Source organism: Paraburkholderia sp. SARCC-3016 (genome assembly GCF_031119615.1).
Taxonomy (GTDB): Bacteria; Pseudomonadota; Gammaproteobacteria; order Burkholderiales; family Burkholderiaceae; genus Paraburkholderia.
In genome coordinates, this window is the sequence record NZ_JAVHZD010000005.1 from 181,461 (window position 1) to 193,593 (window position 12,133).

Consider the following 12,133-nt stretch of genomic DNA (forward strand, 5'->3'; position numbering starts at 1 on the left):
ACCTCGAGGAAGGGCACGACTACAGGAGCGAACAAGATGACCGCGATTGTAAGAATCGATGATGAAGTGGTCGACGATGCCGAGTTCATCCGTTTGCTCAAACTGACGGGCCAGTTCGAAAGCCTGATCGAGCAGCTCGTGCGCGACAAGCTCACCGTGCATGCCGCGAAAAAGCACGGCATCACCGTCAGCGACGAGGACATCCAGCAGCGTGCGGATCAGTTTCGCCGCGTGCGAGGCCTGCATCGCGCCGCCGATACGAACCAGTACCTCGACGCGATGGGCGTGTCGCTCGATCAGTTCGAATCGTTCATCACGGACGGGCTGTATCAGGAAAAGATGCTCGAGCGCATCGCGGACAAGCGGGCGATCGAAGAGTACTTCTCGCTGAATTCGCCGAAGTTCGATGCGATCGAGGTCAGCCATATCGTGCTCGATAGCGAAGGCAAGGCGAGGGAGATGATTTCGTATCTGCACGACGACCCGGACGCGTTCGCCGATATGGCCCGCGAGCATTCTATCGCCGATACGGGCCCGGCGGGCGGCGTGATCGGCAAGGTGCTGCGCGGGTCGCTGAAGCCCGATATCGAAGCGAAGATCTTCAATGCCGCGGTCGGCGATCTGCTTGGGCCGTTTGCGTCGTCGGACCGTTCGTGCTTCGAAATCTTCGCAGTAACCGCGAAGTACCCGGCAACGCTCGACGACGACGTGACATCGGAAATCAAACGTATGTTGCGCGAAGAGTGGCTGATGGCGCGTGCGCAGGAACACATTATCGAGGCGCGCTGACGGCAACAGAACAACTGTTTCCCTCGCATGCCATGAATCCGTCGAGACGCCACTGATATGGACGCTCCTCCGCAAACGTCGCCATCCACCGCCGATTTTCTTGCTTCGGTTGAAATTCTGTCGCCGTTTTCGCGCGACGAGATCGAGCGTCTCGCCGCGCAGGCGCAGTCGCGCTTCTATACGTTCGGCGAAACGGTATGCAATGCTGGCGATCCGGCGGATGGACTGTTCGTCATCAAGTCGGGCTCCGTGCGCATTTTCACCGAAGAGCACGGCAAGGAAATCAGCATGGGCGTGCGCAAGCAGGGCGAGATCTTCGGCGAGATCGCGATGCTGCGTGCGTATATCCATGAGTCGTCGGTACGTGCGTCCGCTAAAACAGAATTGCTGTTTATCCCGCACGCGGCGATCGAGCCGGTGATCGTCGCGAATCAGGCCGCGCATGCCTTCGTGGCAAGCTATGTGGCGATCAATTCAGCGGGCGGCTTCGTCGCGCAACTGTTCGATTTGCGCGGCAAGCTGAACAGGACGGAACTCGAAGAATATGTGCGCAGTGTCGGCGTCAAACGCGTCAGCGCGGGCAAGGAGATCCTGAAGCAGGACGCACGCGACGACCGGCGCCTTTATGTCGTGCGTCAGGGCGAGGTCAAGATCGTACGCAACGAAGACGGGCACGATTACACGATCGCCACGTTGCGCGACGGCGAGATTTTTGGTGAAAAGGCATGTTTGATGCGCCAGGAGCAGATGGCCTCCGTAGTGGCGAGCGCCGATACGCGACTGCTGGTGATTCCCGAGCGCACCGTGCATTTCATCCTCGAGCGCAATCCGAAACTGCGCGAGGCGCTCGACGAGCGCATCCGCTATGCGGACCGCGAACTCGAGCGCCAGAAGCGGCTCGAGCAGCGGCGCAAGCGTCCGCTGACGCTCGATCTGCATACGAAGCCGGAATTCGGCGAGCGCGTGATCAGGCGTTTTCCGCTCGTCGAGCAGGCAGAGGAGATGGATTGCGGCGCCGCGTGCCTCGCGATGGTCTGCAAGCACTACGGCATTCCGATGACGCTCGGCAAATTGCGCGAACTTGCGAACGTGACGACGCAGGGCGCGACGCTCGATAGTCTCGCACGCGCAGGCGAAGCACTCGGCTTCACGACGCACGGCGTGCAGTGCACCTTCGATTCGCTGCGCGGCTTCGAGTTGCCGTTCATCATTCACTGGGAGGGCTACCACTACGTGGTCGTGTATGGCGTATCGCACGACACCGTGTGGCTCGCGGACCCGGCGCTCGGCTTCAGAAAGCTTGCCGTCGAAGATTTCGAACGCGGCTGGAGCGGCACGTGTCTGCTCTTCACGCCCGGTGCGAATCTCATTCAACTGGCGGCATCGCGTTCGCCATGGCTGCGTTTTATCGGTTACCTGACGCCGTACCGCAAGATACTTGCATACCTGTTTCTGGCGACCTTCGTGATTCAGGTGCTCGGCGTGATTCCGCCGCTCATTATCCAGAACATCCTCGACGGCGTGATCGTCCATCAGAACATCGGGCTGCTGCATCTGCTGATTATCGGGCTCATCATTTCGAACGTGTTTTCGCAGCTGATGTCGACGATACGCGCGTACCTGTCGAACTTCATGGTGCGCAACATGGACTTCGCGATGATGTCGCAATTCTTCAGGCACACCTTGTCCCTGCCGTTTTCGTTCTTTGCGAAGCGCAAGACCGGCGACATTTTCGCGCGCTTCCAGGAGAACCAGACAATACGCGCATTCCTCACGGAATCGACGGTGACCACCGCATTGAACCTGCTGATGGTGTTCATCTATTTCGCGATCATGTTCTTCTACAACGTCAAGATGACGCTGACGCTGATCGCATTCGTCATTCCGATCATTGCGTTGACGGTGATCGCAACCCCGAAGATCAAGGCCTATGCGCGGGAAGTGTTCGCCGCGTCGACCGATTCGAAGGCGTTTCTGATGGAGGCGTTGTCCGGCGTCGAGACGGTCAAGGGCATGGGTATCGAGCGGCCCGTGCGGCTGCGCTGGGAAAAGAAGTATGCGAAGGCGCTCGAAGTGCAGTACCGCGCGCATGCGTTCAACATCATGGTCGGCTTCGCCAGCCAGTTGCTCAATGCGGCGACGACGATCGCGATTCTCTGGGTTGGCGCAAACCTCGTACTTGCGCGTGAAATGACGATCGGGCAGCTGATCGCATTCAATGCGTTCATGGGCAGCGTGTTGAGCCCGCTGATGGGCCTCGTCGGCTTGTGGAGCATGCTCAACGACGCGGGCGTGGCCGTGGAGCGCCTCGGCGACGTGCTCGATATCGAGCCGGAGCAGAAGCCGCAGGATCTTCAGTCGCGCGTGATGCTGCCCGATCTGCAAGGCGAGATCAGCCTCAACGGCGTCTATTTCCGCTATGGCGAAAGCGACGCGCCGTATGTGCTCGAAAACATCAGCTTCGATATCAAGCCAGGCGAACTCGTGGCGATCGTCGGGCGCAGCGGCTCGGGCAAGACGACGCTCGCGAAGCTGCTGGTCGGCTTCTATACGCCGACCGAGGGCAAGATGACCGTCGACGGCTACGACCTCAATGTGATCGACAAGGGCTATTACCGCGCGCAGATCGGCTATGTGATGCAGACCAACCTGCTGTTTTCGGGGACGATCGCAGAAAACATCGCGAGCGGCGACGATACGCCCGACCGGCGCCGCATCGAAGAAGTCGCGAAGATGGCCGACGCGCATGCGTTTATCGCGAGGATGCCGCTCGGCTACGAACAGGTGGTCGGCGAGCGCGGCATCGGGCTATCGGGCGGACAGATCCAGCGGCTCTGCATTGCGCGGGCGCTTTATCACGACCCGCGTCTGCTCGTATTCGACGAAGCGACGTCGGCGCTCGATACGCAATCGGAGAGCAATATCCTCGGCAATATGCATGACATCCTGAAAGGCCGCACTGCGGTGATCATCGCGCACCGGTTGAGCACGATCATGCGGGCGGACAAGATTCTCGTGCTGTATGAGGGCGCAATTGTCGAGCAGGGACGGCACGAGGAACTCGTGAACCGGAAGGGCATGTACTACCAGCTCGTCCAGAAACAGTTGAGTGCATGATGAAAATACTCGACCAGCCGGAAGACAGCAGCCCCGCCATATCGTATGCGGGGCTCATCGAAAAGATTGAAATTCTGCGTTCGACGCTGCGCTGGTCTTCGAGGCTCGAGCGCGCGGACATCGAAAAGCTGTTGCGCCAGGCCAGCGCGCTGCGCGACGAGGCGATGCAGCTATCGCATAAGGAGCGCTTCGTGCAGGCCGCGACGGCGGAGCCGGAAAGCGCGGCCGCGGCCGAACAGGCCCGTACGCGCGGCGCGCGGCGCGAAGCGCTGCTGGCACGCAGTTTTATTTTCGAAGGCACCTTCGGCGACAATCCGAAGTTGCTCGAAGCGCTGGAAATTGCCGAGAAAGCCGCGCCGACCGATTTGCCGGTGCTGATCGACGGCGAAAGCGGAACCGGCAAGGAACTCATGGCGAAGGTGATCCACGCAAACGGCAGCCGTGCGGACAAGCCGTTCATTTCGGTAAACTGCGGGGCGATTCCGGACAATCTGCTCGAGTCGGAACTGTTCGGTCATCGCAAGGGCGCGTTTACCGGAGCATCGAGCGATCGCAAGGGCAAATTCGAAAGCGCACATACGGGAACCATCTTTCTCGACGAGATCGGCGAGCTGCCGTTGCCGGGCCAGGTGAAACTGCTGAGGGTACTCGAGGCTCACGAGATCCAGCGCGTGGGTTCCGACGAACCGATCGCGGTCGATACGCGCATCGTCGCGGCGACGAATCGCAACTTGCGCAAGCTCAGCGAACAGGGCACGTTTCGCGAAGACCTGTTCTACCGGCTCAGTGTGATTCACGTGACGTTGCCGCCGCTGCGCGAGCGGCGCGACGAAATTCCGCTGCTGTTCTCGTATTTCGGCGACGAAGCAGCGGGCGCGCTCAAGCGCCGGCCTGTCAGAATGACGCCGCGTTTGCGCGATTTCCTGCTTACTTATGCGTACCCAGGCAATATCCGCGAATTGCGCAACATTCTGTATCGCGTGTCGTGCCTTGCCGGCGACATCGCCGATATCGAACACTTGCCGGTCGATGTGCGGCCTGCCGCGAATTCGCCGTCGGCCGTCGCCGCATCGGCGGGGCTCGAGATCGGTGCAACGATCAACGGTGGAGGAGCCGAATCCGGCATATCGAATCTGCTGTCGCTGAGCGACGCCAAGCGCGCGGCCAGTGACGAAGCGGAGAAAGCGTTCCTGCAGCGCGGCTTGCGCGAAGTCGGCGGTACGGTGGCGGAACTGGCGCGGCGCGTCGATATGAACCGCTCGCATCTGCAGATGCTGTTGAAAAAGCATGGGCTGCATTCGAAGGATTTTCGTCATCCGCATTCTCAGCCTCAACGTGGCGCGGCGCAGAAGAACCATGCCGACGATGCGGATGAGAGCGAAGCGGATATGCGCTAGGCGAGCGCGGCGCGAGGCGCGCATGCAGTACGCGCACGCGCGATGCGCCTGCAACGCGGCGTGCCGGATCAGCTCGTCGGATTCAACAGCGTCTTATCTGCCGCAAGCGGATCTTCGGCCAGCACGACGATCGCGGTGATATTGTCTCGCCCGCCCCGCGCGAGCGCCATGTCGACGAGTTCATCGGTGACGCGGCGGCAATCGAACGGCGACGTGGCGACTAGCGTGGCGAGAATCTCTGCGTTGGTCAGCTCGTTCGACAGACCATCGCTGCAAAGCAGAAAGACGTCTCCATCGGCCACTTCAATCGTGTCTTCATCGAGAACGAGTTGATCGGTCGCGCCGATCGCACGTGTAATGATGTGATGTGCCGGATGATGGCGTGCTTCCTCGTCGGTCAGCTGGCCCAATGCGCGCAATTCCTCGACGTGGCTGTGGTCGCGCGTCAATTGCCGCAACTGGCCGTTGCGGCATAGATAGATGCGGCTGTCGCCGGCCCACAAATACCCGCAAAAGCGATCGCAGGCGAGCAGCACGACGACGGTGCAGCCGATCCGTTGCACTTGCCGGCGCGCCGCTTCGTCGCGCAACTGCTGATTCGCGGTGAGCAATTGCGCGTGTACTTGCGCGAGATTTCCGGTCATTCGGTTCGCTGCGTCAGGCAATTGCCTGAGGCCTTCGATCACGAGACGGCTCGCGACGTCGCCGACCGCATGGCCGCCCATGCCGTCCGCGACGGCCCAGCGCCCGTGCGCCGGCTCGTCAAGACAGGCATCCTCGTTGATGTCGCGCACGCGCCCGGCTTCCGAGCGCGCCGACGACATCCAGCGGAAGTGGCTCGCGCACATCACGATTCCGGCAGTGGGTCAGGCGGTGTTCCGGCTGAGCGCGTCCGGCGCGACGCTGATGTTCGAATTCGGCGCGCTGTTGCGCACGTCGACGGTCTGAAACTGATTGATCATCTGGTCCGCGTAGAAATTGTTTTGCACCTCGTACAGATTGACGACCGGGCCCATGCTCGGCGAACTGCGCACATACGGCTGAATCCAGCCGAATACCCATGGCGCACCGCCGCCGCCGCGAATCGCGGTCATTGCCTTGCGATCGAGCGCGAGATTATGCGAGAGGTCGTGAATAGCAATCGAGGCCATGATCGGTTCTCCGGAAGGAGCCGGCGGTGTGCGGCTGCTGTGTTTCAATGGATAGCTGCGGCAGATACGTGCAAAGCGTATGCCAGTCCGAATGCGTTCCGGCTACGGCGTCCAAGCCATTGATTGCGCGGCGTTCTTCGCATAGCGATGCCGATCGTCGCGCGCGGCTTCGGCTGTTTGCGTCTTGCGGCGGCCAACATGGGCGGGCGCGAAACGTTGGGACACCCAACACATTGAACGCCGATCTGCCGTTGTGCAAGCCAGTGAGCTTTATCGTGCGCCTCGCGACGCGAATCATGGCGCGTAGGCAAACTGATCGTCGGCTGCCAACACCGCCGTGTGAACAGTGTTGGAATGCGGCGCACACAAGGGCCCGCCGATTCGTGTCGATTTGGCACGTTTCCCCGATAGATCAAGCACTTGCGCACGCTGGTCCGGATGATGCGAAAACGCTCGCAACAGTGTTGGACTTCCACAGCGAAGCGAGCGAGCCATGAACATCACCTGCCAGTCAGCGAGCATCGTCGAACCGGAGCCTGTCGCTTCCCTGCGCGGCGCAGCGGCTTGCGTCGTCAACGATGTCACGGTTTATGGCTTCGACGACGAACCTGCGCTCGGCGCTCACCTCGTCACGCAACGCCGCGGCTACGCGCATCACGGCATCTATGTCGGCGGCGGCAAGATCGTCCACTACGCGGGCTATGCCGGTTCGGCGCATCGCGGCCCGGTCGCGGAAGTGACGCTCGAGCAGTTTGCGGCGGGCCATGCGATTGCCGTGCTGCCGCATCCGCTGCCGAAGTTTGCCGGTGCGGAAACGGTACGCCGCGCGCGCTCGCGCCTCGGCGAAAACAGCTACCGGCTGCTGACCAACAACTGCGAACACTTCTGCGCCTGGTGCGTGTTCGGCGAAAGCCGCAGCGAGCAGGTCCACGCGTGCCTCACGCGCCCGCATGCAGCGCTGCGCGCACTGCTGTGCCTCGTGAGGGCATACGTGTCTCAGGGATTCGGAAGCAGGAGCGGCCAGATCGCTGCTCGTGCTGCATAAGGCAAGTGGCATCGAACTCGGGATCGAGGAGACCATCATGAACACGACCGGAAAGACATTGCGCTCGGCTGTCGACAAATGGCTCGCACCGACGGCCGCGGCACCCGCGCGCGTTATGCGTTGTTCGCGTACGGCGGGGGCCGGGCGTGGTTGCGTACGAGTCGAAGCGATGAGGCCCGATGGCTTGTTGTCGTTCTTTTTCTTTCGCCATGGCGACGGCTCGTGGAATGTCTTTCCGCCGGCGCAAAAGCGGCCAGTGTTCGAAGGATGGCGGCACGCTTGAGTCGCACGCTCCCCAAAAAAAGCGCCGCCTGACTTCGGCGGCTCAACAGGGGATAGCAGGCATCTTCTGCGTGGAAAATTAAACGGGCCTTAAGATGGAGAGAAGGTCGCTGGCGCGGGGGCCGCGGCCCGCATGGCGGTGCCGGATGTTCACTACATTCGCGCGATGGTACGTCGTATCGTCTGCAGAAAGCTGCGCGCTTCGCAATGCAATTTGCAGAGGACACCGTCATGTGGATACAGGAAAAAATACTCGGCACTTCTCAGTCGGCAGGCGATAGTTCCTATCTGCCGCCAGCGGCTCGCGCAGTGCCTGTGTCGCGCGTCGTCGAGCCGCCGGCCCGGGCCGTGCCTGCGGCCGATTCCGGCGACACGGACCAGCGCGCATTGGAGGCTTATCCGAACGCCGTTCAGATGGCGCCGCGGCTGCTGCTTCTCGAGGAGCATGCGCGAGCGATACAGCGAAACGAGGATGCCGGCGCGGAACTATCGATCGAGGACGGCGAAGTTCTCAAGCTGTACGACGTGCTGCGCGAACGCCTTGCTTTCTTGCGCGAGGAGCCCGCGAATTCCAAGGGGCCACCGGCCGCGAGCGCGCGTGTTGCGGATCCTCCTGCGAGGCGGGACGGTTCGAACGGTCGGGAAAAAACCACGCAACCGGCGGGCGAGGCCGAGCCGCGTAGCGAGCCGCCGAAGGTGGAGTACATCGGCGGCGTGCGGATCAAGACTGACTACTCGTTGAAGGACGTCGTCGGGACGACCGCGAACGCGTTGAAGTCGCCGTTCGCTTCTTTCATTTCGAGCGCGAAGGACCTCGTGAGCAAAGCGGTGCATGGCGACGCGCTGAGCGCCGAAGAAGAGGAGCAGATCTACCGTTATGCGGGCATTGTCGATGCGGCTGCCGCCGTTTCGAAGACGGGCAACATCAGCCAGCTGGCCGGTTCGGTGCTCGATTCGGTGAACAGGATGATCAGTGGGGAACCGGTCGATAAAGAGAGGCTGTCTTCTGACTTGACCGGCGCCTATAAGGTCGTGGACACGAAGCAGGCGCGAGCGAAACCCGGCTCTCGTGCTTCGGGCGACGCGGCGGCCAGCCCCGGCGGGCGCACGCTTCTCCTGCCGCCGGCACGATACGACTCGAGGCCGAAGTACGAGCCCATTTACGCGTTCGATTTTCCGCGCTTCCGGATTCCATTGCCGGTTTCGGAGACGCAACCGGGCGTACCGCATATCGTCCGCAAGAATACGTTCAAGCCGCCGACGAGGTTGCCGTCCGGGCGGATTGGCTATCCGCTCAGCCCGACCCGTCCGCCGCACCTGCCTGAGGGCGGGACGGACGAGGCGGCCGCGGGGCCGCGCCGCGCGTCGACGGATGAAACGGGCGGCGCGCGCCCACGCGTACCGGCGCGCGCGGAAAGTTCGAGCGCGGGATCGTGCACCGGATGCACGGGCCTCGCCGTGCCGAAGCCCCCGCAAAGGGCATTCAACGATCTGAAGCGAATCGCCGGCAGAGGCCCCATCAGCCTCGAGGTGCCGGCCAATGCGTATCAGGACCGGATGCGGGTCGACGATTTCCACACGCGGTTCTACTTCTACCGCAACGACAGGGACGTGACCGACATGGAGATGGCGCGTCCGTTGCGCAAGACCGACTACGACGAGCGGCGCGACGTATTGCTGGTCGGATCGGCGGAGCATGTGACGTCCTATGTCGCCAGTGCGAAGATCAACGCCGGCAAATCCTGGGGCGGCAACACCAATATGAATCTGCAAGGCGCGGAGATCATCGAACTCGGCAATGGCAGGCAGGGGGTCGGCGCAATCAGGCTGCCTTTTGCCAATCTGCGGCGCGGCTCGACCATCGTCGTCAGCGGCGGCGCGATGAACGGCTGCACGATGCTGTTCGCGTCGGAAGGAACGTCGCTCTATGCCTATCACGCCGGTACCGCGGAATCGAGTCCGGACTGGCTGACTGCGCAGCAAGGGGCGAAGAGCATCGTCGATGCGCACGTCAAGATCGGGCCGACGAAGCAGCGCGAGTACAAATGGAGCGGCGACAACACGGACCTCGTCCTCGTGGCGCGACAGTATCCGTTTTCGGCGCTTGTCTATAGCGGGCGATCGATGGACAACACGCAGGCGCTGGTCGGCGCCGGTGCGACGCTGGGCGCCGTGGGCGGAGCAGCCGACGCTTCGGCGAATGCGTATCTGCACGTGCCCCGGCATGAATTCGGACCGGCCAGCGGACCGCGCTGGCACATGATGACGTTCAACTATCACGAGTACGATCCGAAGCTGCGCACGATCGGTACCGCGGAGGCGGTCGTGTCGAAGGACCTGAAGGGCGCGGTCACGGTCAGCGTGCTGGCCGAGAAGGGCACGCTCGATGGTGGTTCGCCCGCGGGCGGCAGGGGTAGCCCGATCAGATACCGGTACAAGACGAAGGATCGGGAGCGCGCGACTTATGCGGTGCCCGGGCCGCTGCCCGACGACTCCGATACGGCGCAGCCGCCGGTCTAGCCGTTCACGTGTCGGGCGGCACGCCCAGCAACTGCAGCGTACCGCCCGCCACCGCCGAGAATACGGGCCCGGCAACCGTGCCGCCGTAGAATGCACGGCCGGCCGGGTCGTCGATCATCACGGCGACAATGACGCGCGGGTCGCTCATCGGCGCCATGCCGACGAAAAGCGCGCGATAGCGGTTTGCCGCGTAGCTTGCGCCGATCTGCTTGCGCGCCGTGCCGGTCTTGCCGCCCACGCGATAGCCTTCGATCGATGCGGCCTGGCCCGTGCCGCCGGGTCCTGTCGCCATTTCGAGCATGTCGCGAATCGCCGCCGCCGTGGCAGGTGTCGTTACGCGCCGCGCGTGCGAAACCGCCTGGCTGGCGCCAGGCTCGCCGGCGTCCGGCATCGCGGCGCGCACCGTTGCAGCGGGCGGCGTTTCGTGCAGCAGATACGCGGGCCGCAGCGTGCCGTCGCCCGCATACACCGTGTACACCTGCGCAAGCTGCAGCAGCGAGGCCGACAGCCCATAGCCATAGGCCATCGTCGCCTGTTCGATCGGCCGCCAGCGCTCGTAGGGCCGCACCTTGCCGGAGGCGACACCGGGGAACGTCAGCTGCGGCGCGTGGCCGAGCCCATATTGCTGATACGTGGTCCAGATCGTTTCGGCCGGAAGATTCAGTGCGAGCTTCGCAAGCGCGATATTGCTCGACTTCTGCAACGCTTCGGCGACCGTCATGCGCCCGTGATTGGAGGTGTCGTGAATCACATTCGGGCCGATCTTCCAGAAGCCAGGTGCGGTGTCGACGAGCGTGCGCGGACTGACCTTGCCCCGATCGAGCGATAACGCGACCACCACGGGTTTGATCGTCGAACCCGGTTCGAATGTGTCGACGACTGCGCGATTGCGCAGTTGCCGGCCGGTCAGGCGCGCGCGGTCGTTCGGATCGAAGCTCGGGAAGTTCGCCAGCGCGAGAATCTCGCCGTTGCGCGCATCGAGCACGACGACGCTGCCCGCTTCGGCGCGATGCTTCGCGATCGCGGCCTTCAGTTGCGCATAGGCGAGCTGCTGGATGCGGCGGTCGATCGTGAGCTGAACCGTCGCGCCGTTGCGCGCGGGCTGCAGCGGCCGGGTTTCGTAGACGACGCGGCCAAGGCGGTCGCGGATCACATCGCGGCGGCCCGGCACGCCGCTCAACGCATCGTTCGCGGCCAGTTCGACACCTTCCTGGCCGTTGTCTTCGATATCGGTGAAGCCGACCACGTGCGCGGCCGATTCGCCTTCCGGATAGAAACGCTTCGTATCGGCGATCTGCGTGATGCCGGTCAGGCCGAGCTTGCGGATTTTTTCCGCGGTGTCGGCGTCGACCTGGCGCTTGAGCAGCACGAACGACTTGTCGCCGGACACCCGGCGGCGTAGTTCCGCGAGCGGTTGTTCGATCAGTGCGGCGAGCGGCGCCAGCGAATCGGCATCGATCAGTTTGGGCGATGCCCAGATTTCATAGGTGGCGAGACTGACTGCGAGCAGCGCGCCGTGGCGATCGACGATGCGTCCGCGCGTGGCATCGAGTTCGATGGTCCGTTGATAGCGCTTCTGGCCCTGTTCGAGATAGAAGTCGCGATTGACGACCTGCACCCAGTACGCGCGCCCGATGAGCGACGCGAACGCGGTGAAGGCGATAAACACGATGAGCTTCGAGCGCCACGCCGGCAGGCGCGCGTCGAGCATCGGATGTTTCGCGTGACTCGCATAGGCGGCTCTCGGTTGTGCTTTCTTTTTCAGGACCATGGTTGCGGACGTGAGTGAGCACGCGAAGGACACGCGGGAGCGGCGTGCGACGAACGTGCAA

9 protein-coding genes are annotated in these 12,133 nt (G+C 62.8%); 6 read left to right on the forward strand and 3 right to left on the reverse strand.

Annotation, left to right across the window (positions count from 1 at the left end; genetic code table 11):
- Positions 1–36: 36 nt before the first annotated feature.
- From QYH69_RS07420 to QYH69_RS07430, 3 genes are read left to right on the forward strand one after another with little or no spacing between them, the layout of a single operon-like run.
- On the forward strand, positions 37–789 hold the full coding sequence (locus tag QYH69_RS07420; protein ID WP_308831243.1) for a peptidylprolyl isomerase: 753 nt from the start codon (positions 37–39) through the stop codon (positions 787–789).
- 57 nt (positions 790–846) lie between these two features.
- Entirely contained in the window at positions 847–3,906 is a 3,060-nt protein-coding gene (locus QYH69_RS07425) for a peptidase domain-containing ABC transporter (protein ID WP_308831244.1), read from the forward strand.
- Positions 3,903–5,303: a sigma 54-interacting transcriptional regulator gene (locus QYH69_RS07430; RefSeq protein ID WP_308831245.1), complete on the forward strand. Its 1,401-nt coding sequence runs from the start codon at positions 3,903–3,905 to the stop codon at positions 5,301–5,303. The genes QYH69_RS07425 and QYH69_RS07430 overlap by 4 nt, the downstream gene beginning before the upstream one ends.
- A 68-nt stretch (positions 5,304–5,371) precedes the next feature.
- Here QYH69_RS07430 and QYH69_RS07435 read toward each other — a convergent pair whose 3' ends face one another.
- Together QYH69_RS07435 and QYH69_RS07440 are read right to left on the reverse strand one after the other, a co-directional pair.
- A complete protein-coding gene (locus QYH69_RS07435; RefSeq protein WP_308831246.1) occupies positions 5,372–6,154 on the reverse strand; it encodes a protein phosphatase 2C domain-containing protein in 783 nt (260 codons plus the stop codon).
- 15 nt (positions 6,155–6,169) lie between these two features.
- Positions 6,170–6,454: a hypothetical protein gene (locus QYH69_RS07440; RefSeq protein WP_075160254.1), complete on the reverse strand. Its 285-nt coding sequence runs from the start codon at positions 6,452–6,454 to the stop codon at positions 6,170–6,172.
- A 493-nt stretch (positions 6,455–6,947) separates the two neighbouring features.
- Here QYH69_RS07440 and QYH69_RS07445 point away from each other — a divergent pair, with 493 nt between their 5' ends.
- The 3 genes from QYH69_RS07445 to QYH69_RS07455 all read left to right on the forward strand — a co-directional run bounded on the left by QYH69_RS07445 (position 6,948) and on the right by QYH69_RS07455 (position 10,301).
- Positions 6,948–7,499 carry a lecithin retinol acyltransferase family protein gene (locus QYH69_RS07445; RefSeq protein WP_308831247.1) on the forward strand — a complete coding sequence of 184 codons (552 nt, stop codon included), beginning with the start codon at positions 6,948–6,950 and terminating at the stop codon, positions 7,497–7,499.
- Positions 7,500–7,536: 37 nt separating this feature from the next.
- Positions 7,537–7,782: a hypothetical protein gene (locus tag QYH69_RS07450; protein WP_308831248.1), complete on the forward strand. Its 246-nt coding sequence runs from the start codon at positions 7,537–7,539 to the stop codon at positions 7,780–7,782.
- 230 nt (positions 7,783–8,012) lie between these two features.
- Complete coding sequence (locus QYH69_RS07455; protein WP_308831249.1) at positions 8,013–10,301, forward strand: cytotoxic necrotizing factor Rho-activating domain-containing protein; 2,289 nt, start codon at positions 8,013–8,015, stop codon at positions 10,299–10,301.
- Between the two features lie 4 nt (positions 10,302–10,305).
- Here QYH69_RS07455 and QYH69_RS07460 read toward each other — a convergent pair whose 3' ends face one another.
- Positions 10,306–12,072 carry a penicillin-binding protein 2 gene (locus tag QYH69_RS07460; protein ID WP_308831250.1) on the reverse strand — a complete coding sequence of 589 codons (1,767 nt, stop codon included), beginning with the start codon at positions 12,070–12,072 and terminating at the stop codon, positions 10,306–10,308.
- Positions 12,073–12,133 lie beyond the last annotated feature (61 nt).

Coding starts and splice junctions, on each gene's coding strand:
- QYH69_RS07460 (WP_308831250.1), bottom strand. CDS start 12,072: ATGGTCCTGAAAAAGAAAGCACAACCGAGAGCCGCCTATGCGAGTCAC.
- QYH69_RS07425 (WP_308831244.1), top strand. CDS start 847: ATGGACGCTCCTCCGCAAACGTCGCCATCCACCGCCGATTTTCTTGCT.
- QYH69_RS07420 (WP_308831243.1), top strand. CDS start 37: ATGACCGCGATTGTAAGAATCGATGATGAAGTGGTCGACGATGCCGAG.
- QYH69_RS07430 (WP_308831245.1), top strand. CDS start 3,903: ATGATGAAAATACTCGACCAGCCGGAAGACAGCAGCCCCGCCATATCG.
- QYH69_RS07440 (WP_075160254.1), bottom strand. CDS start 6,454: ATGGCCTCGATTGCTATTCACGACCTCTCGCATAATCTCGCGCTCGAT.
- QYH69_RS07455 (WP_308831249.1), top strand. CDS start 8,013: ATGTGGATACAGGAAAAAATACTCGGCACTTCTCAGTCGGCAGGCGAT.
- QYH69_RS07450 (WP_308831248.1), top strand. CDS start 7,537: ATGAACACGACCGGAAAGACATTGCGCTCGGCTGTCGACAAATGGCTC.
- QYH69_RS07445 (WP_308831247.1), top strand. CDS start 6,948: ATGAACATCACCTGCCAGTCAGCGAGCATCGTCGAACCGGAGCCTGTC.